This window comes from Agrobacterium sp. LMR679 (genome assembly GCF_027157905.1).
GTDB lineage: Bacteria > Pseudomonadota > Alphaproteobacteria > Rhizobiales > Rhizobiaceae > Agrobacterium > Agrobacterium leguminum.
This window is the reverse complement of sequence record NZ_JAPVOJ010000001.1, coordinates 613,188-637,442: the sequence shown is the minus strand read 5'-3', so window position 1 is coordinate 637,442 and position 24,255 is coordinate 613,188. Positions and strand designations below refer to the sequence as shown.

Sequence of the window (24,255 nt, the reverse complement as noted above, 5' to 3'; positions counted from 1 at the left end):
GGCGGATTGCGCAAGCGCATCCCATGGGGGTGAGCCAATTTGCTTTTGGGAGCTGGGCTGAAAAGCCTCCTGAGCTGTCTGACTACGGGTTCGATAAAATCGCGTGACGGGGGCTTAAATGGTTGATCAGAGTAAACATTATGATGTTGTCATCGTCGGCTCGGGCTTCGCTGGTGCGACATTGGCCAAGAAGCTCGGCGAAGCAGGGAAGGAGGTGTTGATCCTTGAAGCTGGGCCGGCGGTTCCCCGTAGTCGCGAGGACTATATGGAGAACTTCTTTCTCACGACCTTCAAGTCCCCTGAATCGCCTTACCCGCCAAAGCACTTGGCGCGTGACCCTGACAAGACTAATGTTCCTCGACCGTCGATTCCGGATCTTGTCTTGGGATGGGGAAAAAAGAAGGCAAATTCGTCGAGGACGGTAGATCCTATCTCATCAGCAAGCCGGACAAGAACGGCGATCTCACCCCCTTTGCAAGTACGTATGAACGAATAGCTGGTGGTACCGGCAATCACTGGATGGGCACCTGCCTTCGAATGACGGACAGTGACTTCAAACTGCGAAGCAAATACTTCAAAGACTTCAAAGAAGAGAAAAAAATCGGCTTGGATTGGCCAGCTGATATTACATATGCAGAGCTCGAAAAACACTACATCTTCGTTGAAAAATTGATTGGCGTTGCTGGTGATCCGGGTGAGCAGGAAAAGATAAAAGGCTCGCCCGAAAGCCATGAAATGAAGTTCGAATTCCCGATGAAAGGAATTCCGAAGTCATATCTGGATATACATATCTCAAACAGTCTCAACGGAACGGATGCTCAGACAAACAAACCCAAAGCATTGGATGGTCTACCGGCGCTAGTTACGTCTACTCCCGCCGGGAGGAACTCTGCCCCCTACCAGAATCGTCGGGTTTGCCATGGAAACACCAATTGCACCCCGATCTGTCCCATTCAGGCGAAATATGATCCCACGGTGGCTCTCAGCCAAGCTCTTGAGACGGGACACGTTGACATTCTCTATCAGCACGTTGTCGACTACGTCATCTTCGATGCGTCTTTTCAGAAGGTGCAAGACCTCCATTTGGTCACATACGATGATGTAGCCGTACCAGCAAGAGAAACGGAAATACCGAGCACTCGGCAGAAACGGGTGTCTGATTTTGCCAAGCTTAATGACAAAACAATATTTGTTCTTGCGGCACACGCAATAGAGAATGCCAAGATCATGCTGAATTCGTTCCGCGAGGTTTCCAATACTTATGTGCCGACAGCATCGGACAGCCTGATAGGCAAATATTTGATGGATCACCCGGTCTATCTTGCGTGGGGGCTGACCAAAGAAGGTGAGCAGGCTTTCGGTTACCGCGGTCCGCTTTCAACAAGTGGAATTGAAACCGGCCGAGACGGGGAATTTCGAAAAGACCGGGCTGCTTGGCGCATCGAGATTGGCAATGAGGGATGGAACTGGCCGGCAGACGACCCCTATCAGACAGCCATGGACTTCATTTATGGCACAAATAACAATCAATTGAACCCAAACACGGAAATCCTGTTTGGAACAGACTATGTGAAGAAGTTGAATAACCTCCTCACGCGGCAGTTCAGAGTGGCCTTCCTGGTTGAGCAAGACGCTAACAAGGAAAGCTATATCGAATTGTCTAAGGACAAAACAGACAATCTAGGCATCCCTCGAGTGGAGGTCCACTATCACATCTCCGAATATGCGAAGAAAGGGTTTGCCTCAGCGAGGAAGGCCGCCGAGGACCTCTTCAAGCATATGGGTGCCACTCCATATCACGAGACCGAAATACACTTGAAAAAAGCTAGAGATGAGGACCCTCTGCAATTTAAGTATGGCAACGACAAAAACGAATATAAAAACTTCTACCACTATCAGGGTGCCGGGCATGTGTGTGGAACCCATATCATGGGAGATGAAAAGGAAAAGGATAAATCGGTGGTCAATTCCTTTCAGAAGTGCCACTCACATGACAACCTGTATCTTGTTGGTTGCGGGTCGATGCCGAGCATCGGGACGCAGAATCCCACTCTTACGATGCTTGCCATCACGGATAGGACAGGTGACGATATTATCGGTCGACTGGCACCACCAAAGCCCTAAGAAGGCATCCACTGAGATCGATGAAGTCTGAACGCCTGTAGCTAAGTCCCCCAGTTCAGACGAGATCTATTGAAGGTGAATTTCTTGCAACAGAACCTAAGTGTTCTCGGCGGCGTCTCAACTTAACATTGAATTTCAGGGCGAATTATAGAACGATCATGCAGAAAATCCGATTCGATGGTCGCATGAGTAACGTACTAGACATGGTGCCGGAACACTGGGGTCCAAAAGCCAAAGTTACAGGCGGAGCTGTTACACTCACGACACGCGGCCCCGGCTCAATTCAGTTCCAGGCACCCGCCGACCTTGCACTTATCTTGTTCACACCACAGTCAAATCGCGTGACAGCGCTTGCCTCCGATAAGCCCAGGCAGTTCACAGCCCCTGCCGGTTCGATCGAGATCATTCCTGCGGATGCCGATTTTTATGGTCGATGGTCAACGCCCCAGCAGAACATTCTGCTCGGGCTTGAGCCAGGCAAAATCACTCAAATCGCCGAAAGCGAGTTCGAATCCGACCGGCTCGCGTTCCACCCGCCCGCATCCGCAACCGTAGACCGCAAGGCATTGCAAATCGCCGATCTGCTGCGTGATGAACCCCAGCACTTGTTGCCCAGTTCGCTGACCACGCGGTCTGAAGACCAGAAGGCCCGCCATGCGGGGACGCGCTTGAGCCTCATTAATGAAAAACAGACATCGCCATAAGAGGGGGACCTGAAGGAGAGATGATAAAGGACGTCCATCCTACACTTCTGCTCAAAACGGATACGCGTGGTATTCCTCTTAAAAAGGCTCTCGCGTTCTGGGATGAATCCGCAGGTTCACTTTACGACTTCAACGTCTTTGACCCGGATGCATTTCACACCACGCATTGCACATTTCGCCTCGGAGAACTTTTGCTTACCCATTGCGTCAGTGTGGCGCAAAAGCTCACCCGGTCCAGCTATCGCATTGGCGCGGACGGCTACGACCACTTCGAACTACAGTTCTTTCTTGAGGGCCATTGGCGAAGCCATGACGGACGAGTGGACGCGCGAGCCCAGGCGGGAGACTTGATCGTTCATGATGCGGCGCAAGCCCATGCCGGATCCGCTAGTAATTTTTGCAATTTAACTCTCTTCGTCCCCCGCCATCTGCTTGCGCGATTGTTAAACAATCCTGACGAGCACAACATGCGGGTTCTTGCGGCTGACGATCCGATGGTGGAACTGCTCCGCAATCACTTCAACAATCTTCTGCAAATATTACCCCATATCAATGAGATGCAGGCAGCGGCGCTGGTTCTTCCGACGGTCCAACTTGTGGCCGCCACCCTCAATGGCGCGCCGCGAGAGGATTCCATCCAAGGAATCGCCGGCGCACAACTTGCAGAAATCCGCCGGTATATCGATACTCATGCGCTGGATCCGGATATGTCTCCCGTGCGGATTGCCGCATACTTCGGAATGTCGTTGCGCAAGCTCACTTATCTCTTTGCGAAAGATGGTGGCGTTGCTTCTTATGTTCAGAAACGACGGCTGGAACTGGCGCGCCGCGCTCTTCGGGATCCCGCTCAGTCATACAAATCCATAGGGGAGATCAGCCTCGAACATGGTTTTGTCTACGCTCATAATTTCACGCGCGCTTTTCAGCGTCTCTACGGCATTACGCCGCGCGAGACGCGCGCTGTGGCGCAAAAGAGTCAAATGGCCGGGATGAGCGAATCGAAAACGTGGTTCGACCGTGCCGCGCTATGGGGACGGTAACCGTTCCTGCATGGCGCAGGCGGCAATCGACTTGCGTATCGTGATTATTCGGAGCGGCTCCGTTTGCGCGCTGGGATAGATTCACCAGGGCACGCTCTATCATTCTTATAATAGCTTCGAAAATTTGATTGTTTGGGCGCCGTCGGCGCGCGCCGGACGCCTTCATGCATGCTGTTGCCAACGCGACGGCGCGGCGACGGGAATTCAAAGAATGGCTGCCAATCCGGCGGATCATTTCCAACGACAATTTTCCGCATGAAATCGGAGCCGATCATGAGAACATGTCTTCTTTCTGCGATCCTCTCACTTACCGCATCCACCGCCATGGCGGCCGATGTCACTTTCGAAAACACCGCACCGCCTGTTGGTGTTGATGCACCAGCCTTTACCTGGTCGGGCGCATATCTCGGTGTTCAGGGTGGTGGCAGCTGGGCCAATGGTAAATTCTCGGGCTTCGGCATATCCGGTTCGGAAGATGCCAATGGTGGCGCTTTCGGCGGCTTCGCCGGCTACAATTATCAATTCGATAACAGCCTGGTCGTCGGTATCGAAGGCGATCTCGAATATAACTGGAACGAACAGGAAATCTTCGGCGCCGATTTCGGCACCGATTGGGCAGGCTCGGTGCGCGGCCGCGTTGGTTATGCCTTCGACCATGCGCTTATCTATGCAACAGCCGGTTGGGCCGCAACGGGCGGCTATGTGGATGTGCCGGGATTGGGCAAGGCCGAAGAGACGTTCAGCGGCTATACAGTTGGCGCCGGCCTGGACTACGCCTTCACCAACAACATCTTCGGCCGTTTGGAATATCGTTACAGCGATTACGGGGACAAGGACCTTCAGGGCATCAATGTCGATGTCGACCAGCAGACCATCAAGGTTGGTCTGGGCGTAAAGTTCTAATGCCCGTTGGCGCAGAGAACAGAGTTTAACCGTGTTCTAAGAGCGCCAGTCTTTCACGACCCTTGTGACCGGTCTTCTACCGGGTGGAGATCGACGATGAGCTCAGCGTGCGCGGCAAGCACCTGCCGCGGGCGGTGATGACCATCATTGACCGGGGCGGTTGATCCGCGTGGAGGCCACTCAAGCGCAGCCGGTCGAGGCTGCGCGCCTTTGCATTTCCGACCGAGATTCATATTGACATGATCGAGCCTGAGACCTTCTTTCCTGGGAATCCGCGTATCATAGCAGCACACGCGGTGTCGCCATCAATGCGGCAAGATCTGCGCCGCAGTTGTTGGTCGTTGGCTTTTCTGCTGGTGGCGCTCCTGCTGTTGTACGCTTCACCGGTGTATGCAGCTCCTCCCGCCATTGCCCAGCAACCAGGCGATCTCACGATAGCTGCCGGGCAATTTGCTACCTTCTCCGTCACGACTGCCGATAGCGATGTGACCTATCAATGGCAGATCAGTACAAACGGAGCTAGTTTCGCATCGATTCCAGGAGCAACGGAGAGCAGCTACGCCTATAAACCAGTCCGCGTCAGCGAAAGCGGGACACTCCATCGTGTTGTGGTCAGCAAGGACAATGAAAGTGCATACTCAAGACCGGCGATGCTCACGGTCACCAAGGCCAACTCGACAGTGCTTTTGGACGATCTGCCAAGCGGCCGGGTCTATGGGCAAGCGGTCCAAATAAAAGCGTCCATCATAGGAACCAGTGCCCCGCCAAGCGGCGAAATCTCTTTTATGGATGGCAATACGAGGATTGGCGACCCGGTATCCTTCGACACCAGCAATGGATCCAGCCTCAGTATAATAACCAATGAGCTTGGCGCCGGCTCCCACACCATCACGGCCGTCTATTCGGGCGACGAGGACCATGAGTCTGGCACCAGCCAGGGCGGCGTTATCGATATAGCCAAGGCGGACCAGGCTATCTATTTCGATACCATTGCACCTGGGCAAGCGATTGTCGGGCAGACGTACGAGGTCGCCGCCCGTGCCATGCAAGTGAGCAAGAGTGTTCCAGTCGAGGTCAAGGTCGAGAACACTAACATTTGCACTATTTCCGACGGCTTTGTGACATTCCTGAACCCGGGCACCTGCATACTAAGTGCACAAAATGGCGGAGATGCCAATTTCAACCCGTCGCGGATCGCAACTCAGACGGTGACGGTTGAGCCTGACGCGCCGCCACCCGCCGTTACATCCGTTTCAGTTCCCGCAAACGGCTATTACGGCGCGGGAGATACGTTGGATGTCACCGTCAATTGGGACGGAAATGTCACGGTGAGCCCCGCCGGAGGGACACCCTATATTCCCCTGACGATCGGCACTATGACCCGACAGGCAAGCTATCTGTCTGGAAGCGGAAGCAGCGCCTCTGTCTTCAGATATACAGTCCAGCCCGGAGATGCTGACCTCAATGGCATCGCGCTTGGGACGGCGGTTGTCGCGAACGGCGGCACCGTAAAGGGCGCTCAGGGCACAGATGCGGTTCTCACGCTCAACAACGTCGGCGCCACCAACAATGTCCTAGTATACGCGGTAAACCCTGAGGTTGTCTCGACCGGGGTGGTAGGGAGCCCAGCGCCTGACGCCGCCAGCGTGATATTTGCCATCACGTTCTCCGAACCCGTCACGGGCTTTCTCATAGCAGATATGGAGTTGACGTTGACTGGTACAGCCTCGGGGACGCTGGCGGCGCTCCAAACCTCGGACAATATAACTTATACCGTTCGGGTTGACGATATTTCCGGATCGGGCACCCTTCGTCTCGATGTCGTTGCCAATGCGGTCAGCAACATCGGAGGGCACGGCAATCCCGCTTTTACGGGCGGAACTCCCTGGACCGTGGGTTCCCCCATCATTTTCACGCCGGCCGCCGGCGCGACCCTGTCGGATGGCTTGGTGGGCGCTGCCTACAACGATGGTTCCATATCCACGACTGGCGGTGTCGGGGCAATTACCTTTAGCGCCACTGGCCTGCCTGACGGCCTCGCCGTCGATCCCGCCTCCGGCAGGATCATCGGCATACCGACGGCTGATGGCACGTTCACCGTCGCGCTCACCGCAACTGCCGCAACCTCCGGCACGGCCACGGCAAACTATATCATCGTTATTGCCCCTCCGCAGTCCGTCACATTGACACCTGCCGACGGTTCAATACTCACGGCAGGTGTGGTCGGTGCGGCATACAACGACAGCTCGATCTCCGCGGCCGGCGGCGTCGGCGCCATCACCTTCACAGCCACGGGCCTGCCTGCCGGCCTCGCCATAGATCCCGCGACCGGTGCGATCACCGGAACGCCTGTGGCCGATGGCACATTCACCGTCGCGCTGACCGCAACTGCGGCCACCTCCGGCACGGCCACCGCCAATTATGCCATCGTCGTTTCCCGGGCTCCGGAGTCCGTAACCCTCACGCCAACCAACGGTTCGGCCTTGACGGCGGGCATGGTCGGTGCGGCCTACAGCGAGAGCTCGATCTCTGCCTCGGGTGGCGTCGGGACCATTACCTTCGGCGCCACCGGCCTGCCTGCCGGCCTCGCTATCGATCCCGTTTCCGGCGCGATCACCGGAACGCCTACTGCCGATGGCACGTTCACCATTGCGCTTACCGCAACTGCCGCGACCTCCGGCAAGGCCGCCGCCAATTATACCATCGTCGTTGCGCCGGCTGCGCTGCCCGTCACCCTGACACCGGGTGATGGCTCATCCTTGACTGCAGGTGTGGTCGGTGCGGCATACAACGATAACTCAATCTCTGCCTCGGGTGGCGTCGGGACCATCACCTTCAGCGCCACGGGCTTGCCTGCTGGCCTCGCCATCGATGCCGTCTCCGGCGCGATCACCGGAACGCCTGCCGCGGACGGAGCCTTCACGGTCAACGTCACCGCAACCGCTGAAACCTCAGACTCGGCTTCGGCCAGCTACACTATTGTCGTGGCTCCGGCCCCTCCAAGCCTGACGGGGATTTCTCCTGTTTCCGGTCCAACGGCGGGCGGAACCAGCTTCACCATCACCGGCAACCATCTGACCGGCACGACCGGCGTTATGGTCGGCAGCGTGCCGGCAACTAGCGTCACGGTTGTGAGCAACACGCAGATCACCGCCATCACCCCCGCAAACGCGGCGGGCGCGACCGATATTGCGGTAACAACGCCGGGCGGGACGGCCACGCTCCCGGCTGCCTTCACCTATATCGCACCCACTTTCACCTTCTCTCCCGGTTCAGGCTCCATTCCGGGCGGCACCGCCGGCGTCGAATACACACAGGCTGTTTCCGTAACAGGTGGCACAGCGCCATACAGTTTCTCGGTCTCCGGACTGCCGGAAAGCATGGACATCGACCCACGAACCGGCAGCTTCTACGGCTTGCCGACAACGCCTGGGAACTACACCATCGTCGTCACGGTACGTGACCAGAGCGGGCTGACCGGCAGCGCGACCTATAGCCTGACCCTGGGTGGTATCTATCGACCCGATCCGTCGCAGGATGCGGAAGTGATCGGGCTCATCAACGCGCAGGCACAAGCCGCCGAGCGGTTCGCAACCACCCAGATCGGCAACTTCAACGACCGCCTCGAGCGGTTGCACAACGACCAGAGCCGGCAGGCGCAATCGCTCAACATCCGCATGGGCGTGACACAGGACACCGACCAGGCACAGCCCCTCGGCTATGCCGAGGAAGAGCGGGGCGCCGATCCGGCTGGCCGCGCTATGGGGTTGCCACAGGCAGGAGTTGGCCAGCCGGCGGGTGGTGCACCGGAGCCGACGGATCCCCTGTTCGGCAAGACCGCGCTCTGGGCGGGCGGCTTCGTCAATTTCGGAACGTCCGACCGTGGCAATATCGATCTCGGGCATACCCTCGTCGGCGTCAGCGGCGGTGTCGATCACCGGTTCACGCCTGATTTCGTGGCGGGTATTGGCTTCGGTTACGGGCGCGACAGGACCGAGATCGGCTCGAGCGGAACGGAAAGCACCGGCCAGGCGTTCAGCGCAGCGATCTATGGCAGTTATCATCCCGCACCGTTCTACCTCGACGCGTTGCTCGGAGTGAGCCGCCTCGACTTCGACAGCACGCGCTATGTCACGACGACCGGCGACTTCGCGAGCGGCAGCCGCGACGGGACGCAAGTATTCGGATCTTTGTCGACCGGTTATGAGCATCGCGAGGACGGGGTGATGGTATCGCCCTATGGTCGGATTGACGCAGCCTTCACGCGGCTCGACGGCTTTACCGAGAGCGGGGCAGGGCCATACAGTCTCGCCTTCGGATCGCAGACCTTCGATATGCTCGCCGGTGTTGTCGGCCTGCGCGCAGAGCATGCGATCCCGATGGAGTGGGGGGGCTGAACACCCGCGGCAGGCTGGAATATACCCACGACTTCGCCGGATCGAGACAGGCCAGCATGGGCTATGCAGATCTTGGCGCCAGACCCTACACGCTCGATGTTGACAGTTATATGCGTGATTACCTGACGGTTGGACTGGGGGTCGACGCAAAACTCGACAACGACATGACGCTGAGCTTCGATTACCGCACAGCCTTCGGTTTCGACGGCACTGCGCAGAACCACACGTTCGGTATCCGTATCGGCGGTAATTTCTAGGGCGACAACGTGATTGGGAACAACTGGCTCTCCCGCTTGCGGACATCACTTTCGACGTAGAGAGACTTTCTGCGCCCTTGAACTGCCCCCATTTGACCGGACAGTTGGCATAAGCAGAAAGGCCCAAGCGCCGCCTACGTTGGTGTGCGTTGTCGGAGAGCGAATCGCAGGCCATCACCAAGCAGTTGATGGAAGCTGACTTCGACAGCCCGCGACCTTTGATCTCGTTTTTGTATTCCCTCCTGCTATCGTGCTTGTCTCCTCGTTCAGCCCACCGCGTCTCTATCCCTGGAAACCTCCGTCGCGCAGGAACGTCTCTTCCTCCCGCGTCGTCTCGCGCCCAAGCATGGGATTGCGGTGCGGGAAGCGTCCGAAGCGGCGGATGATGTCGCGATGGCCCTCGGCATGGACGAGCCATGGCTCACCGAGCCTTGAATTGAGCGCCACCGAGATCTCCTGATCGGCCATCCCTTCGGAATGAGCGAAGGGGAGGCAGAAAAACAACCGGAGATCGGGCTCGACGCGCTCCATATGCCCGGCATCCAGCGCCTGTCCCGCATAGTGACGCGCAAGCGGATCGGTCGCGTACATGTGGCCGGTGCCGCGAAAAGCGTTGCGCGGGAACTGGTCGGTCAGGATCAGCAGAGCCAGCGCACCGTCCGGCGTTTCCATCCAGCCGTCATGCCGCCGCTCGGCGACCTCCATGTGCAGGTCGAGGAAGCGTTCCCTGAACCCGCGGTCGAAGCCCTTGTCCTTGGCGAACCATCGACCTGTGGCGCCGGCTTCCATCCAGAAGCGGATGACGGCATCGACGCCACCGTGATGGGCCGCTTCGACGGCGTGCGAGACGGTTTCGGCAGCCATGAATCAGCCCCGCGTCAGTTGCCAGGCCACGAGGATGGCAAGCGCCGCGGGCACGGCGAAGACCACGAACAGGATCGGCAGTTCCTGAACGACAGTATAGCCGGCCCTGGTCACGCCGACCCACATGTTGACGAGCACCACGACCAGCCACAGGGGAACGAAGGCCTTCGCTCCCATGGCCAAGCCGGTGACGTCACCGCCCCAGAGCTTTCCAAACAGAACGAAGACGCCGAGCAGGATGACGCCTCCGGTAATGACGAGCAGCATGTGCATGAGAGCCCTCGTTCCCGGTCGCTTCGATCGGCGACCTGCCGCATTGCAGGCAGGTCGCCGATACTGTCACTTGGTCGTATAGCCGCCGTTGACGAGGATGGTCTGGCCGGTCATCCACCAGCCTTCCGAGACCATGAAGCGGATATACGGCACGATGTCCTCGATGTCGGTCAGGCCGGTCTTGGAGAACTTCGAGAGCGCCGCCGCCGTCTTGTGATAGGCGACCGCATCTTCACCTTCGGCAGGATAGAAGAAGGGTGTGTCCATTGGACCCGGCCCGATCGCCGTCACCGAGATACCGCGCTCACCGAACTCCTTGGAGGCTGCCCGGGTGAAGTGCTCGACCGGCGCCTTGGTGCCGGCATAGGCGGCATAGAACGGTGTGAAGGCGCCGAGCAGCGAGGTGACCAGCGTGCAGATCTTGCCGTTGTCGTTGAGGTGCTTGCCGGCTTCCTTGATGAAGAAGAAGGCGGTCTTGGCGTTGACCGCACTCATCTCGTCATATTCGGCCTCCGAGATCTCGACCATCGGCTTTTTCAGCACCTTGCCGACGGTGTTGATGGCGATGTCCGGTTTGCCGATGGCGGCGACTGTATCGGCAAAGAGTTTCTCCATCGCACCGGCGCTGGTGAGGTCGGCCTGGAAGGCGACGGCTTCCGCTCCTGCGGTCTTGACGGCGGCGACGGTCGCATCCGCATCGGCTTTGGTGGACACGCTGTTGTAGTGGACCGCGATCGCCTTCGCGCCGTGGGCGGCAAGATCGCGGGCGATCAGCCCGCCGAGGTTCTTCGCACCGCCGGCGATGATGACGGTTTTATCCTTGATTGAGTGGTCGGTCATGGCGTCAGCCTCCGTGCTTTTGTGCGACCGCGTCATACAGCCGCTTTCGAGAGAGCAGAATATCGTCTATGATTTCCTGATAAAGGCAATCATTCTGACATCACTTGTCGCTCGTTCTGGACAATAGAGGCGCTTTGCTTGGACCGTATCGACCTGTTCCGCATCTTCGTCCGCGTCGTCGAATGTTCGAACTTCACCCGCGCTGCCGATACGCTCGGCATGCCGCGCTCGTCGGTATCGGCCGCGGTGCAGGAATTGGAAGGCCGTGTCGGGGCGAGGCTTCTGCACCGGACGACGAGGGTGGTCTCGCCGACGCAGGACGGTTCCGCCTTCTATGCGCGCTGCCTGCGGCTGATCGCGGATGTCGAGGAGGCTGAAAACGTCTTCCGCCAGTCCGCCACGCCCTCAGGCAGGCTGCGGATCGATGTTCCGGGTCGCATCGGACGACTTGTCATCGCGCCGACGCTTCCCGAGTTTCTCGACGCCTATCCCGAGATCGATATCGATCTCGGCGTCACCGACCGTGCGGTGAACCTCGTGGAGGACAGCGTCGATTGCGTTCTGCGCGTCGGTCCGCTCAGCGATTCCGGCCTGATCGCCCGTTCGATTGGGGACCTGCGGCTGATCAATGTCGCAAGCCCCGCCTATCTCAAGCGCCATGGCATGCCTGAAGCGCCGGACGACCTTCACGGCCACCTGGCGGTCAACTACGCCTCGCCATCGAGTGGCCGCATCGAGGCCTGGGAATGGCTCGACGGTGGTGCGCCCCGGTCCATGCCGATGCGCGGCCGCGTCACCGTCAACAGCGCCGAAGCCTATATCGCCTGCTGCCTGGCTGGCCTCGGGCTGATCCAGATCCCCGCCTACGACGTTCGGCAGCATCTCGACACCGGCGAGCTTGTGGAGGTGATGCCCTCCTACCGCGCGGAGCCGATGCCCATGACGCTGCTCTATCCGCATCGTCAGCATCTTTCGCGTCGCCTGCACGTCTTTGCCGACTGGCTTGAGGCGCTGCTGAAGCGGAACCTTTTATAATGTCCAGGTCATCGACCTGTTTGACGGATCACGGCTTCGCCAGGGCGCGGCGTGGCACGGTTGCTCTAAAGTAAGTGCATATATGCCAACCCCGCTGGCAATGACGGTGTCAGACGTGACGACGGAACGTCGCCTTGACGCGGGCGAAGCTGCACCCGACGCCAGCATTCCAATGCTGGCGCGCTTCTTCAGCGCCATGATGCAGGCACGCGACGGCTTGATGCGGGAAAGGTCTCCTTCGGCTATTGCGAAACCGTGACGACGATTTTGCCGAACGGCCCGCGTTCAAGATGATCGAAGGCGGCGCGCGCGTTTTCGAAGGTATAAACCTCATCGATCACCGGCTTGATGCCATGCTCATCGATGGCGAGGACCAGATCTTCGAATGCCCGCCTGTGCCCGACGGTGATACCCTGGATGACAGCCCTCTTCAGCATCATGGGAACCGCCGACAGGACGATCTCTGATCCTTTGAGGAATCCGATCTGCGCAATGCGGCCGCCGCTTGCGAGCGCTGCGGCCGATTGCCGGAGATTGTCGCCGCCGATCAGTTCGAGCACATGATCGACGCCGCGCCCGTCAGTGAGGTTCAACGCAATCGCCGACCAGTCAGGCGTTGTACTCGTGTCGATCACACTGGTAGCGCCCAATGCCTTTGCGCGTTCCAGCTTGTCGGCGCTCCGCGAGGTCACGATCACGCGCGCGCCGAAGGCACGGGCGATCTGAAGCCCGAACAGAGCGACACCGCCGGTGCCCTGAACCAGCACCGTCTCTCCGGCCTTCAGACGACCGGTCTCGATCAGGGCGAACCATGCCGTCAGCGCCGCAACAGGCAAGGTCGATGCCTCTTCGTCTGTCAGCGATGCGGGCGCTGCCACCGCAATCTCTTCATGTATGGTCACATACTCGGCCAGCACACCGGGAAGTGGTCCGCCCAGCGACAAGCCATGTCGCGTCATTTCCTGTGGCGGTTCGCCGTCGATCCATCGCGTCCAGAAGTTTCCGAGCACCCGATCACCGACCTTGAATCGGGAAACATCCCCGCCAACTCCGACGACTTCGCCCGCCATGTCGGAGACCGGGATGAAGGGCATGGAAGGCCTATCGAGAAGCAGTTTGCCCTCAACAACCAGCTTGTCGCGGTAGTTCAGGGAGGCGGACTTAACCCGAACCAGAAGGCCGTTTCTGCCCGGTGCGGGCACGGGAGCTTCTGCCAGTTCGAGGTTTTTCAGCCCAAATGACGGTAATTGCCATCGCTTCATCGTATCGCTCATCATCGATCCTTTCGCTCGTTGAGCGATGGATATTATTGACAACCGGATGGATTTGGGTGCGATATTGCGGACGAACATTTCCTCCATTTTTTCGTCAATGAGATGAGCGTCAACCTTCATTCCCAGCTTCAGGGCATTGCAGCCTTCGTCAATGCCGTCGAAACGGGCAGCTTCACGGCCGCCGCCGCGCGTCTGGGCGTTTCGAAATCAGCAACCGGAAAGAGCGTGGCCCGACTGGAGGAACGCTTGGGCATCCGGCTGCTTGATCGCACGACGCGCAGCCTGAACCTCACACATGAAGGGCATGCCTATTACCAAAGCTGTCTCAAGGTGCTGGAAGAACTGAGCACAGCGGAAGCACTGCTCGCGTCGCGCAAAAGCACCGTGACCGGAACCCTGCGAGTAAACCTTCCGGTTTCCTTCGGGCGGATGTGCGTCATGCCGGTGCTGATGGAGGTTGCGGACAGAAACCCCGATCTCGAACTTGATATTTCCTTCACCGACCGCCGTGTCGATCTGGTCGAGGAAGGGATCGACCTTGCGGTGCGGCTCGGTGATCCGGGCGATCATGCAAGCCTGGTTGGACGACGGATCGGCACACAGCGCTCGATTATCTGCGCCGCCCCCGCCTATCTGAAAAGACGAGGCCGCCCGTCGTCCGTCGATGAACTCGAAGACCATGACTGCCTGACTTTTGCCAAAGACGGTCGCCCTTTGCCGTGGACCGCTGCCGGTGCCAATGGAGTATTCAGGCCGCTAACAATTCGACCGCGTCATACGATCAGCCACGGCGAGGCGCTACGTGATGCAACCCTGAACGGAATGGGGCTCGCTTATCTTTCGACCTGGCTCGCTGCGGATGAAATCTGTAGCGGGAGGCTAGAAGTCCTCCCGATCCCGACGCCAGCCGAAGACGGTCCGATAACTGCGCTTTGGCCGAAATCGCGTGATCTGACGCCAAAGGTGCGAGCGGCAGTGGATGCGTTGGTTGCGGCGTTCATGCCACTCGCTCCATGGGACCGGGTGGCTTTGCAAGCTACTTGATCGGGATGATCGCGAACGCGCGGCGCAACGGCACTGCTTTGATCTGGTTGTGCAGGATCATGTCCGTTGTCATCACGCCGCCGCAGAGGTGGTTGGCGCTTTCATCGACGGCAGGACTGTTTGCCATGCCAGCATCAGGATGGCGACCAGCGCCACTATCGCTCCGATCCAGGAAAGCGATGGCAGGCCCCCATGCCTTGATGACCCCGCCGCCGATAAGCGATCCCAACACCACGCCGGAATTGAAGGCCGCGATGTTCATGCCCGAGGCGACATCCATGGCCTGTGGCGCGTGCCGCCCCGCGAGCATCAGGATACGCGATTGCAGCGGCGGGATCGCGCCATAGGTGGTCAGGCCGAGAAGCGCGGTCAGGCCCGTCATCGCGATGGGGCTTTGCTGTCCGAAGCCAATCAGGCCGAGAATGATAGCGACGCCGACAAGCAGGATCAGCGATGCACGGTCCATGCCCTGGCGGTCGGTCAGACGACCGCCGAACACATTGCCGATGGCGGCACCGACACCGTAGGCAAGCAGCATGGTGCTCGCCATGCCGACGCTCATGTGCGTCACGTCGAGAAGCAGCGGCGAGATATAGGTGTAGAACGCGAACGAGCCGGTATAGGCCAGCATCGGGATGCTCGCGCCGGCCAGCAGGCGTCCGTTGAACAGGACGCCGAGATGTCGCCGGCCGGCTTTTTTCGCGTCTCCGTTTCTCCAGCTCCGCCAGGCACCAGAAAGGCGATACCGAGCGCGCCGATCAGGCCGCAGCCGGTGATGACGAGAAAGATCAGTTGCCAATCGAGGACGCTGCCGAGCCAGGTGCCGACCGGCACGCCGAGCGACATAGCCACCGTCACGCCGCCGAACACCAGCGACAGCGCCGCACCAGCGCGTTCCGGCGCGACCAGTCGAGTGGCGACGCTGGAGGCGACCGCGAAGAAGACGCCATGGGCCAGACCCGACAGAAGGCGTGCGCCCAGCAGCGGTATGAGGTGAGTGGAAAGGCCGGCAACGAGGTTGCCCAGCGTAAAGGCCAGCATGGCGGCAAGAAGCAGGCGCTTGCGCGACCAGCTTGATGCCAGCGCAGTCAGGATCGGCGCACCGATGACGACGCCCGCCGCATAGGCCGTCACCGTCAATCCGACCTGGGTGACGTCGGCATGGAGATCGGTGGCCATGGCCGAGACCAGGCCGATGGTGATGAACTCGGTGAATCCAACGGCAAAGGCGCAGAGCGAGAAAACATAAATCGCGAGTGGCATATGAGACCTTCCTTCCAGTGCCTGCCCGGAACGTGTCACCGGACAAGGCGGTCGGACGGGCGCATCAATGGTTTTGGCAGGGAGGATGGTCCTCGCTTTGGCTGCTTAAAAGGTGCATAATTGGAGAAGACTTATGGCGATATGGACTAAATGGCTTTGCGCAATCTCGATGATCTTGCCGTGTTCGTACGGGTGGCGGAATGCGGCGGCTTCTCGGCCGCAGCGCGTGCGATGGACCTCGCTCCGACGACGGTCAGCAAACAGATCGCACGGCTGGAAAAGGCGCTCGGCACCAGCCTGTTCGAGCGCAACACCCGTCACCTGAAAATAACCGACGAAGGTCGCGCCATTGCCGAGAAGGCGCGTGCAGCACTGGCGCTGCTTGATGAGGCCGCGGAGATAGCAAGGGACGGCAGCGGGCAATTGAGCGGAATGATCCGCATCACCGCACCGGTGCCCTTCGGTAGCCGCTATGTCGCCGCCGCCACGGCAGCGTTCAGGACGGCTCATCCGAAGGTCGGGTTCGAACTGCACCTGACTGATCGTGTCATCGATCTGTATGCAAGCGATATGGACCTCGCCATCCGGGTCGGATCGCTCAAGGACTCCCGGCTAATCGCACGGCGTCTGGCAGACAACCGGCGTATCCTCGTTGCATCCCCGGATTACCTGGCCCGGCATGGTCAGCCGGAACACCCGGCAGACGTTGCCGGACATAGCTGTTTGCTATTCGCCTATCCGGGCCTGTCGCAGAGCCGTTGGGTGCTGCGAGCCGATGGTGAGGTGGCGGAGATCGCTGTCGCAAGCGGCCTTTCCACCGACAGCGGCGATGCCTTGCGGACGTGGTGCCTTGCCGGGCTGGGCATCTCGCTTCGGGAGATATGGGATGTCGCGGACGATCTGCGCGACGGTCGTCTTGTGCACATCCTGCCTGATTGGGGAGAACAGGCAAGCCCGATCAACGCCGTGCGGGCGAGGCGCGAGCCGGTGCCGCGCCGCATCGGCACCTTCGTGGAGTTTCTGGCCAAGGAATGGCGGAGACCGCCTTGGGAACATAGTGTGTAAAAAGCCAGCGTAACGGAAGCTGTCTATCGGTTAGCTGCCTTTACGGCTTTACGTGAGACATTCCTATAGAGTCTGGATAATGCCGAGGTACTGGCCCGCGAGAGCGGCCAGCCCGCCGCCGATCCTGTCCGGCTCATCGTGCCCATGCTGGAACGCTTCATCGCCACGGATCGCGGCTTTGGGCAGAAGGCCCCGAGCTTGAAAGGGGCGGTTATACCGCCACTTCCAATGAATGTCGGTATCGGTACTTGCGTGCCCCCGCAACCACTGAAACTTGAATATTTTGCCATTCAAGTCGTTTAACAGAAAGCTCCTCCGCGTAAGCCTCGAGGAGCTTTTTGCGTTTCTTATCCGTGTTCAACTCGCCGGTGACCTTGCCCCCTCTACGAAGATGGCAGTAATTTTACCTTGGAAATATTACAACCGCACCGATGTGATCCGTGACGTGAATTGGCTTACAGCCGTCAACGATGAACTACTGGCGCGCGTCGGTGGTATTGAGAAGGCAAGGGAAACACTCGGAGACGAGGTCATCCTCCATCCTTATGAGGGTGGCGTCGTTTTCCAAGCGGGTGAACGGCCCGTGCTCGGCGATTTAAATAAGGGCCGCGTGCCTGCAGCATACCGAGCGGTCAGCGATTTCCTCAAGCCCTTGCGCTACGAGAACTGGGACTATCCCTATCTGCGAGCACCGTACGATGTTGACGAGATGGAGTATACGCAATGGTGGACACATCGATTTGACGATGATGAACGTTGAGTTTGTCCAGCCTCGTGAAGTTAAACGAAACTTATTACCATCATTTCGTCTCGACGCTGCCTTCCGGCGCAGCTGGCTGCGTCGCGACCGTTTTGGAAAATGCGGGACCGTCGTGATAAAGCGTGCTGCGGAAGAAGGCGGTTGGAAGGCGCTGGATCGCGGCGACCCGCTGGGGCCGTTCGTCGTCTCGCGCGCCTCATAACCAGGGATGTCGCCAAGAGCATGCCCTATCGATTAGGCGGGCGGAGTTGCCTGAGAATGACTTATCGCGAAGACACGCACCCTACACGAATTTGCGCTTTCGCCCGGTATCGATATTGACGGTTCTGCGTAACTTTCACGTAATTTTCGGTGTCCATACGTCTCCGCCTTGGTGCGTCACAACGGTCGACGGCCGACCGTATCGGCGATGGCTCGAAAGGACAGACATGAAAAAGATCATTTCAGGCGTACTCGTTTGCTTGACGCTGACAGCGTGCAGCCAGACGGAAAAGGGCGCCGGCATTGGTGCGGCAAGCGGCGCTATCATCGGTGGGTTGGCAAGCGGCACGTGGGAAGGCGCTGCAGTGGGAGCCGCCGCAGGCGGCGTGGGAGGGGCCGTGGTAGGCAACATCAGCGAACGTAACGACAGGAACCGCCGCGACCGCTGGGAACAACGGGACCGCCGCGACTACGGATGCAGATACCGGGATCATTACGGTCGCTGCCGATAAAGATTGCGGCTTGGGTGGCGCACGTCAAAGGCGAGATGGATATCGGACTGACTTCGGTTTCTCCGGTCTCCCACGTCCGTAGCAGTTTCATGATGTCCCGCAACCTGATGGTCAGGGCATCACGACTGTCGAGGTTATCTGAACCAGAGCCGTAGTTTTGCAGTAAAGACTATCGGGAATGACGGTCCGAGACTTGACTGATTAGGCGACTATGAAACTTCTACTTATCGAAGACGATCCGGAAATGACGGATGCCTTGAGGACGGCCCTCTCGCAGCATGGCATCGTGCTGGACGCTGTTGGAGATCTGGCGATGGCGCGGGAAGCAATCGCCATGGCGGATTACGATATTGTCCTTATCGACCGGCAACTGCCGGATGGCGATGGCAGTACCTTCCTCGCCGATTTGCACCGCACGGGTTCAAATACGCGATCAATCATCATCTCCGCTCTGAGGTCAACCGACGAGCGAATTTCCGGCCTCAATGACGGCGCCGATGACTATTTGCCGAAGCCGTTCGAAATTCCCGAGCTGATTGCCAGAATGAGCGCTGTGCTGAGGCGGGTGCCGACAGCCGGCCCGTTCGTCCTGTCGGCGGGAAACGTCACCTATGATCGTGTTTCGTGCGATGTGCATGTCAACGGCATCAGGCTTGCGCTCACCCGCAGGGAACTGCTCATCATCGAAACTCTTTTGAGAAACCGCGGTCGTACCGTGTTGCGCTCGTCCCTTGAGGGGCAGGTCTATTCCTTTGACGACGAGATCCAGTCGAACTCACTGGAATCCAATATGTCTCGCCTGCGCCGAAAGCTTGGCGAAGCGGAGGCCGACATTGTTATCAAGAATATTCGTGGCATAGGCTACTACCTTCATGAGCAGAAATAGGATGACCAGCACATCCCTTCGCTGGCGATTCACTTTTGGTTTTATTGTCCTGCAGCTCTGCGCGGTCATCGCCTCGCTCAGCCTGGTTTTCTATCTCCTTTCTGGCCTCAAGCCCGATGTGGCGATCACGTCCATCTGGCTGTCTCAGGAAATCGCAGACTCAGTTCGTCTCGAGCCGAATGGCCGACCCCATCTGGTTCCGACGGCCGAGCTTAAAGAGATTATGGAGGAAGCGCCTGACCTGTGGTTCGTGGCAGACCTTGGAAAAGATATTGTCCTTGCACACGGCGCGCCTCCCGGGAAAATTGCCGACAACATGCCATTCCTGCGGGCGTTCAGAAGTGTCGAGCTCCATGGTGACCTGAACGATCCGCTGAGTGTCGCCCGCATGGAGCGTTTCGACACAGAGGCCGGTGAGGCAACGATTTTTGCCGGCGGTGTTTCGATGTCCCAATATGGTGTGACCGTGCTGTTGGGGAACCTTGCCATCGGCGTGCCGGCGCTGATCCTCGTCGCCATTTCCCTGATTGGCGTCCCGTTTGTCACACGCTGGGCTTTGCGGTCCTTCAGCGATCTGACCAGGCGTCTCGACAGGATCGACCTCGACACACGTGGCGCCCTGGTGGAAGAGCGGGGCTTGCCCACTGAGGTGCTTCGTCTGGTGCGCGACATCAACAGGGCGCTGCGTCGTCTCGATAGCGGCTTCGAGGCGACGGAGCGCTTCTTCGTCAACGCGGCCCATGAACTTCGAACGCCGATTGCTGTCCTGCAGGTGAGAATTGATACGCTTTCGCCAGGTGCGGACAAGACACACCTGCAGACGGCCATCAAGCGACTTACAGCGATCGCGAACCAGCTTCTCGACACCGAGAAGTACCGGCAGAAGCCCCAGCAGAATGCACCTGTCGATCTCAACAGCGTTGTGTCGAAGGTGGTCGCCGACCTTGCTCCCCTGGCGATCGCCGAAGGTTACGAGATTTCGTTCGATAGCGATGCGGAAAACCTGTTCGTTCCCGGGGATGCCGAAGCTCTGGAGCGTGCATTCGTCAATCTGGTTCGTAATGCAGTCCAGTACGGAGGCGGAAGAGGACAGATATCGGTCAGTATTGAGGCTGACGGCAGCGTGACTGTCGCCGATCAGGGCTGCGGAATTGCCGGCGACAAGCAGTCGCGCATATTCGAACCGTTCTACCGGGTCAGCCCTCACGGCTCAGGTGCGGGTCTGGGGCTCAGCATGGTCAACGAGATTGTCACCCGTCACGGCGGCTACGTTGAGCTTTCGTCCGCTCCAGGCAAGGGCAGCACATTTGCCGTACGCTGGCGCGAGAAGCGCGTTTTCCAGCAGCGGTAGGTCCGTCGCCTGCGCCAACAGGTCAAGGCATCTTCATCCGTCGACGTTGGCTGAGCACGGCCGCGATCACCTGATGTCTGGCGGGCAATCTCTGGCACGCCATCCACATCGCAAACACTCTTTGCCGATCGGTTGATTTTACAGCGCGTGCCAAACGGATAGGCACGACGATGGCTCCCCGTAATTTTCAGGTAACTCTCGTGACAGAGAAAGCCCGCAAATTTCAATAGCATGGGCCACGACTAAATGACACGACACATTACCCGCAAGCGTTTGATCCTGGGGGCGGCAACCCTTGTCGGTCTGCTGGGCGTCTGGCTGCTGTTTCTGCGTCCGCCGGCAAAGCTTGAACTGGTGACGGCGCAGGCGCGAACGGGTGACATTGAAGAGGTGGTGCTGGCGACTGGGGTTCTCGAACCGCTCGAGCTGGTGCGTGTCGGCGCCCAGGCCTCGGGTCGCATCGAGCATCTGGCTGTCAAGATCGGTGACATCGTCGAGGCTGGCCAATTGGTGGCCGAGATCGATTCCCAGACCCGGCGCAACACCTTGCGGGAGCGTGAGGCCGCTTTGGCCAACATCCGCGCCGTTCACGCCGCGCGCAGCGCCGGTCTGGTGAAAGCCGAAAAGGATTTCGAGCGCGAGCGTGACCTGCTGGCAGGTGGTTCCACGCCGCGCGCCCAGTATGACGCCGCGGTTGCGATGCGAGACACCGCGCGGGCTGAGGTTCAATCGCTGGACGCTCAGGTCGCCCAAGCGCAGGTCGCGCTGGAGTCTGCTGGTATAGAACTGGACTATACGCGCATCACTGCCCCAATCGCCGGCACGGTGGTCGCGATCGTCACTGACGAGGGCCAAACCGTGAATGCCCTGCAGACAGCGCCGACCATCGTCATGATCGCGCGATTGGACACAATGACGGTGCGCGCGGATATCTCCGAGGCTGACGTCGTGCGTGTGCGGCGGGGCCTTCCGGTCTGGTTCAGCATTCTTGGCGATCCGAAGCGTCGTTTCGATGGGGAGTTGCGACAGGTGGAACCGGCCCCAGCCTCCATCGCCAACGAGAGCAACGCCGCCGCGAGCCGGATTGGCTCAACCAACGGCGCGGTCTATTACACCGGGCTGATCGACGTGGCGAATGCGGATGGGGTCCTGCGGCCGTCCATGACGGCGCAGGTGTCCATCGTCTTGAGCCGCGTCAGCGGCGCCGTGCTGGTTCCGCTCAGTGCAGTGGAAGGGGCGCCCCGGGCCGGCGATACCGCGCGTGTGCGCATACTGGACGCGATGGGCGAGGTCCAGGTCCGGCAGGTCCAGGTCGGCATCGATAACGGCGCGGACATCCAGATCCTTAGCGGTCTTCAGGCCGGCGAGACCATCGTGCTTGGAGCATCCACGGACGAACGCACGGATGGCCAGGCTCAACTGGCCGCAGCGAAGCGATAGGACGCGCTATGACGGAACCACTGATCCGCGTACGTGGGGTATCCCGCGCTTTCCCCGCAGGCGACGAGATGGTGCGGGTGCTGAAAGACGTCGACCTCGACATCGAGGCCGGCGAGATGATGGCCATCATCGGCGCCTCGGGCTCCGGCAAGTCGACGCTGATGAACATCCTTGGCTGCCTCGATCGTCCGACGGATGGCAGCTACTGGATCGAAGGGCGCGAGACCTCGAAGATGTCCGTGGACGAACTGGCGGCGCTACGCCGTGAGCGTTTTGGCTTCATCTTCCAGCGTTATCATCTGCTTGGCGATCTCAGCGCGGCCAGCAACGTCGAGGTGCCGGCCATCTATGCCGGACGCAGCCGATCCGACCGGCACAAGCGAGCGATCTCCTTGTTGACCCGGCTGGGCCTCGCCGAGCGGACGGGCAATATCCCGGGCAAGCTTTCGGGCGGCCAGCAGCAGCGGGTGTCGATCGCCCGCGCCCTGATGAATGGCGGCGAGATAATTCTGGCCGACGAACCAACCGGAGCGCTGGATACGCACAGCGGCGCCGAAGTCATGAAGATCCTGCGCGAGCTTCATGCCGAAGGGCATACCATCATCCTCGTCACTCACGACAAGAAGATCGCCGAACACGCGGATCGGGTTGTAGAGATCAGCGACGGCGTTATCATTTCCGACGAGCGCAATATATCCAAATCCGCCGCGACGGCCCGTCCCATCCGCGAGCACGCGCCGGGTGCTGGCTGGCGTGGCGCAATTGACCGGATGACTGAGGCCTTTCGCATGGCGGGCGCGGCAATATGGGCGCACAAGATGCGCTCGCTTTTGACCATGCTCGGCATCATCATCGGTATCGCCTCGGTGGCGGCTATTTCGGCACTGGGAGCCGGCTCGCAGCAACAAATCCTGAGCAGTATCAGTTCGCTCGGCACCAACACGATCGAGGTGCGGGCCGGTAAAGGCTTCGGCGATCTGGAAGCGGGCAAGATACGGACGCTGGTTCCCGCCGATGCCGAAGCGCTGGTGAACCAGCCCTATGTCGACAGCGTGACACCAACCGTCACGACGAGCGTAACTGTCAAGCGCGCCGCCGTGGCCGTCAATGCGTCAGTCACCGGAGTTGGCGCGGACTTCTTTCGCGTACGGGGCCTTGAGCTGGCGCATGGACAACTGTTCGACGCCCAGGACGTTATCGCCTACAGCCAGAATGTGGTGATCGATGCAAACGCCGCGAGAGATCTGTTTCCAGACCGGGTAAACCCGGTGGGGCAGGTCATCCTTCTGGGCACAATGCCGGCGAGGGTCGTGGGTGTGACGAAACGGGAAAACTCCTTCGGCCCGGCGGTTGATACGTTGACCGTTTATGCGCCCTACACAACCGTCATGGGCCGCATGCTGGGTCGTCCGAACGTCGACGGCATAACGGTCCGTATCAGAGACGATGTCGACCCGGGCAATGTCGAGGCCGCAGTTTCCCGCCTTATCGAGCGTCGGCATGGCGCGAAAGACTTCTTCCTTACCAACTCGGCGACCATTCGCGAGACTATCGAGACCACCACGCAAACCCTGACGCTGCTGATTTCGTCAGTTGCCGTGATCTCGCTGATTGTCGGCGGCATCGGCGTGATGAATATCATGCTGGTATCCGTGACCGAACGTACCAAGGAGATCGGCGTTCGTGTGGCTGTCGGCGCGCGCCGCAGCGACATCCTTTCCCAGTTCCTGATCGAGGCCGTCATGGTCTGCCTTGTCGGCGGCTTCATGGGAGTGATGCTCGCCCTCGGGATCAGCGCTCTTTTCAATTTGCTGAGCCCCGACTTCAAAATGATCTTCTCTTCGGGCTCCATTATGGTGGCCTTCGCCTGCTCAACCCTGATCGGAATCGTCTTCGGCTTCCTTCCGGCTCGCAATGCGGCAAAGCTGGACCCGATCGAAGCCTTGGCGCGTGACTGATGAACCGCAAACGTCTGCTCGATAGCCGTTGTGGTTCGCTTGTCATTATTGAGGCTGGCGTATG

At 59.3% G+C, this 24,255-nt stretch carries 22 protein-coding genes and 2 pseudogenes; 18 read left to right on the top strand and 6 right to left on the bottom strand.

Annotation, left to right across the window (positions count from 1 at the left end):
- Nucleotides 1–118: 118 nt before the first annotated feature.
- The 6 genes and pseudogenes from O3W47_RS02970 (at nt 119) to O3W47_RS02945 (ending at nt 9,425) form a co-directional block, all read left to right on the top strand.
- The gene (locus O3W47_RS02970) at nt 119–496 is read left to right on the top strand and encodes an NAD(P)-binding protein (protein ID WP_269312920.1); all 378 of its coding nucleotides are present in this window, start codon (nt 119–121) and stop codon (nt 494–496) included.
- Complete coding sequence (locus tag O3W47_RS02965) at nt 388–2,124, top strand: GMC oxidoreductase (protein ID WP_269312919.1); 1,737 nt, start codon at nt 388–390, stop codon at nt 2,122–2,124. Before O3W47_RS02970 ends, O3W47_RS02965 begins: the two co-directional genes overlap by 109 nt.
- Nucleotides 2,125–2,309: 185 nt before the next feature.
- Nucleotides 2,310–2,828 carry a hypothetical protein gene (locus O3W47_RS02960; RefSeq protein ID WP_269312918.1) on the top strand — a complete coding sequence of 173 codons (519 nt, stop codon included), beginning with the start codon at nt 2,310–2,312 and terminating at the stop codon, nt 2,826–2,828.
- 20 nt (nt 2,829–2,848) lie between these two features.
- Entirely contained in the window at nt 2,849–3,868 is a 1,020-nt protein-coding gene (locus tag O3W47_RS02955; RefSeq protein ID WP_269312917.1) for a helix-turn-helix domain-containing protein, read from the top strand.
- Nucleotides 3,869–4,141: 273 nt separating this feature from the next.
- On the top strand, nt 4,142–4,771 hold the full coding sequence (locus O3W47_RS02950) for an outer membrane protein (protein ID WP_269312916.1): 630 nt from the start codon (nt 4,142–4,144) through the stop codon (nt 4,769–4,771).
- A 239-nt stretch (nt 4,772–5,010) separates the two neighbouring features.
- A pseudogene (locus tag O3W47_RS02945) lies at nt 5,011–9,425 on the top strand (autotransporter domain-containing protein).
- A 282-nt stretch (nt 9,426–9,707) separates the two neighbouring features.
- On the opposite strand, the gene O3W47_RS02940 reads toward O3W47_RS02945, so the two are convergent.
- From O3W47_RS02940 to O3W47_RS02930, 3 genes are all read right to left on the bottom strand, one after another.
- Nucleotides 9,708–10,289 (bottom strand): DUF924 family protein, encoded by a 582-nt coding sequence (locus tag O3W47_RS02940; RefSeq protein ID WP_269312915.1) that lies wholly within the window; start codon nt 10,287–10,289, stop codon nt 9,708–9,710.
- Nucleotides 10,290–10,292: 3 nt separating this feature from the next.
- On the bottom strand, nt 10,293–10,562 hold the full coding sequence (locus O3W47_RS02935) for a hypothetical protein (RefSeq protein WP_269312914.1): 270 nt from the start codon (nt 10,560–10,562) through the stop codon (nt 10,293–10,295).
- Nucleotides 10,563–10,628: 66 nt separating this feature from the next.
- Entirely contained in the window at nt 10,629–11,402 is a 774-nt protein-coding gene (locus O3W47_RS02930; protein WP_269312913.1) for an SDR family oxidoreductase, read from the bottom strand.
- A 138-nt stretch (nt 11,403–11,540) separates the two neighbouring features.
- Here O3W47_RS02930 and O3W47_RS02925 point away from each other — a divergent pair, with 138 nt between their 5' ends.
- Both O3W47_RS02925 and O3W47_RS02920 read left to right on the top strand, forming a co-directional pair.
- Nucleotides 11,541–12,437: a LysR family transcriptional regulator gene (locus tag O3W47_RS02925; protein WP_269312912.1), complete on the top strand. Its 897-nt coding sequence runs from the start codon at nt 11,541–11,543 to the stop codon at nt 12,435–12,437.
- Nucleotides 12,438–12,552: 115 nt separating this feature from the next.
- Nucleotides 12,553–12,696, top strand: coding sequence for a hypothetical protein (locus tag O3W47_RS02920; RefSeq protein WP_269312911.1), 144 nt, complete (start codon nt 12,553–12,555; stop codon nt 12,694–12,696).
- Here the strand turns inward: O3W47_RS02920 and O3W47_RS02915 are convergent.
- Nucleotides 12,680–13,711 (bottom strand): zinc-dependent alcohol dehydrogenase family protein, encoded by a 1,032-nt coding sequence (locus tag O3W47_RS02915; protein ID WP_269312910.1) that lies wholly within the window; start codon nt 13,709–13,711, stop codon nt 12,680–12,682. The two genes, O3W47_RS02920 and O3W47_RS02915, sit on opposite strands and share 17 nt — an antisense overlap.
- 102 nt (nt 13,712–13,813) lie before the next feature.
- Between O3W47_RS02915 and O3W47_RS02910 the strand changes: the two genes are divergently transcribed.
- A complete protein-coding gene (locus O3W47_RS02910; protein WP_269312909.1) occupies nt 13,814–14,755 on the top strand; it encodes a LysR family transcriptional regulator in 942 nt (313 codons plus the stop codon).
- On the opposite strand, the gene O3W47_RS02905 is transcribed toward O3W47_RS02910, so the two are convergent.
- Nucleotides 14,748–15,386, bottom strand: a complete 639-nt coding sequence (locus O3W47_RS02905) for an MFS transporter (protein ID WP_269312908.1) — start codon at nt 15,384–15,386, stop codon at nt 14,748–14,750. The two genes, O3W47_RS02910 and O3W47_RS02905, sit on opposite strands and share 8 nt — an antisense overlap.
- The gene (locus tag O3W47_RS02900) at nt 15,323–16,018 is read right to left on the bottom strand and encodes an MFS transporter (RefSeq protein ID WP_269312907.1); all 696 of its coding nucleotides are present in this window, start codon (nt 16,016–16,018) and stop codon (nt 15,323–15,325) included. The genes O3W47_RS02905 and O3W47_RS02900 overlap by 64 nt, the downstream gene beginning before the upstream one ends.
- A gap of 150 nt (nt 16,019–16,168) precedes the next feature.
- On the opposite strand from O3W47_RS02900, the gene O3W47_RS02895 reads away from it, so the two are divergent.
- The 9 genes and pseudogenes from O3W47_RS02895 (at nt 16,169) to O3W47_RS02855 (ending at nt 24,191) form a co-directional block, all read left to right on the top strand.
- Nucleotides 16,169–17,083 (top strand): LysR family transcriptional regulator, encoded by a 915-nt coding sequence (locus O3W47_RS02895; RefSeq protein ID WP_269312906.1) that lies wholly within the window; start codon nt 16,169–16,171, stop codon nt 17,081–17,083.
- 81 nt (nt 17,084–17,164) lie between these two features.
- Nucleotides 17,165–17,269: pseudogene (locus O3W47_RS02890) on the top strand (DUF2274 domain-containing protein); the annotation flags it as partial.
- An 88-nt stretch (nt 17,270–17,357) separates the two neighbouring features.
- Nucleotides 17,358–17,843, top strand: a complete 486-nt coding sequence (locus O3W47_RS02885) for a type VI immunity family protein (RefSeq protein WP_236775046.1) — start codon at nt 17,358–17,360, stop codon at nt 17,841–17,843.
- The gene (locus tag O3W47_RS02880; RefSeq protein WP_269312905.1) at nt 17,824–18,045 is read left to right on the top strand and encodes a hypothetical protein; all 222 of its coding nucleotides are present in this window, start codon (nt 17,824–17,826) and stop codon (nt 18,043–18,045) included. The genes O3W47_RS02885 and O3W47_RS02880 overlap by 20 nt, the downstream gene beginning before the upstream one ends.
- A 226-nt stretch (nt 18,046–18,271) precedes the next feature.
- Nucleotides 18,272–18,556: a YMGG-like glycine zipper-containing protein gene (locus O3W47_RS02875; RefSeq protein ID WP_003524016.1), complete on the top strand. Its 285-nt coding sequence runs from the start codon at nt 18,272–18,274 to the stop codon at nt 18,554–18,556.
- 211 nt (nt 18,557–18,767) lie between these two features.
- Nucleotides 18,768–19,442 (top strand): response regulator transcription factor, encoded by a 675-nt coding sequence (locus O3W47_RS02870; protein WP_080820132.1) that lies wholly within the window; start codon nt 18,768–18,770, stop codon nt 19,440–19,442.
- Between the two features lies 1 nt (nt 19,443).
- The gene (locus tag O3W47_RS02865) at nt 19,444–20,793 is read left to right on the top strand and encodes a sensor histidine kinase (RefSeq protein WP_137454456.1); all 1,350 of its coding nucleotides are present in this window, start codon (nt 19,444–19,446) and stop codon (nt 20,791–20,793) included.
- Between the two features lie 246 nt (nt 20,794–21,039).
- The gene (locus O3W47_RS02860) at nt 21,040–22,233 is read left to right on the top strand and encodes an efflux RND transporter periplasmic adaptor subunit (RefSeq protein ID WP_269312904.1); all 1,194 of its coding nucleotides are present in this window, start codon (nt 21,040–21,042) and stop codon (nt 22,231–22,233) included.
- An 8-nt stretch (nt 22,234–22,241) separates the two neighbouring features.
- Nucleotides 22,242–24,191, top strand: a complete 1,950-nt coding sequence (locus O3W47_RS02855; RefSeq protein WP_080820138.1) for a MacB family efflux pump subunit — start codon at nt 22,242–22,244, stop codon at nt 24,189–24,191.
- Nucleotides 24,192–24,255: the final 64 nt, after the last annotated feature.

Excerpts from the sequence above, each read along its gene's own strand:
- O3W47_RS02915 (WP_269312910.1), bottom strand. The coding sequence starts at position 13,711 with ATGAGCGATACGATGAAGCGATGGCAATTACCGTCATTTGGGCTGAAA.
- O3W47_RS02860 (WP_269312904.1), top strand. The coding sequence starts at position 21,040 with ATGACACGACACATTACCCGCAAGCGTTTGATCCTGGGGGCGGCAACC.
- O3W47_RS02930 (WP_269312913.1), bottom strand. The coding sequence starts at position 11,402 with ATGACCGACCACTCAATCAAGGATAAAACCGTCATCATCGCCGGCGGT.
- O3W47_RS02870 (WP_080820132.1), top strand. The coding sequence starts at position 18,768 with ATGAAACTTCTACTTATCGAAGACGATCCGGAAATGACGGATGCCTTG.
- O3W47_RS02970 (WP_269312920.1), top strand. The coding sequence starts at position 119 with ATGGTTGATCAGAGTAAACATTATGATGTTGTCATCGTCGGCTCGGGC.
- O3W47_RS02965 (WP_269312919.1), top strand. The coding sequence starts at position 388 with ATGGGGAAAAAAGAAGGCAAATTCGTCGAGGACGGTAGATCCTATCTC.
- O3W47_RS02865 (WP_137454456.1), top strand. The coding sequence starts at position 19,444 with ATGACCAGCACATCCCTTCGCTGGCGATTCACTTTTGGTTTTATTGTC.
- O3W47_RS02875 (WP_003524016.1), top strand. The coding sequence starts at position 18,272 with ATGAAAAAGATCATTTCAGGCGTACTCGTTTGCTTGACGCTGACAGCG.
- O3W47_RS02910 (WP_269312909.1), top strand. The coding sequence starts at position 13,814 with ATGAGCGTCAACCTTCATTCCCAGCTTCAGGGCATTGCAGCCTTCGTC.
- O3W47_RS02935 (WP_269312914.1), bottom strand. The coding sequence starts at position 10,562 with ATGCACATGCTGCTCGTCATTACCGGAGGCGTCATCCTGCTCGGCGTC.
- O3W47_RS02950 (WP_269312916.1), top strand. The coding sequence starts at position 4,142 with ATGAGAACATGTCTTCTTTCTGCGATCCTCTCACTTACCGCATCCACC.
- O3W47_RS02940 (WP_269312915.1), bottom strand. The coding sequence starts at position 10,289 with ATGGCTGCCGAAACCGTCTCGCACGCCGTCGAAGCGGCCCATCACGGT.
- O3W47_RS02905 (WP_269312908.1), bottom strand. The coding sequence starts at position 15,386 with ATGCTGGCCTATACCGGCTCGTTCGCGTTCTACACCTATATCTCGCCG.
- O3W47_RS02895 (WP_269312906.1), top strand. The coding sequence starts at position 16,169 with ATGGCTTTGCGCAATCTCGATGATCTTGCCGTGTTCGTACGGGTGGCG.
- O3W47_RS02955 (WP_269312917.1), top strand. The coding sequence starts at position 2,849 with ATGATAAAGGACGTCCATCCTACACTTCTGCTCAAAACGGATACGCGT.
- O3W47_RS02855 (WP_080820138.1), top strand. The coding sequence starts at position 22,242 with ATGACGGAACCACTGATCCGCGTACGTGGGGTATCCCGCGCTTTCCCC.
- O3W47_RS02960 (WP_269312918.1), top strand. The coding sequence starts at position 2,310 with ATGAGTAACGTACTAGACATGGTGCCGGAACACTGGGGTCCAAAAGCC.
- O3W47_RS02900 (WP_269312907.1), bottom strand. The coding sequence starts at position 16,018 with ATGCCACTCGCGATTTATGTTTTCTCGCTCTGCGCCTTTGCCGTTGGA.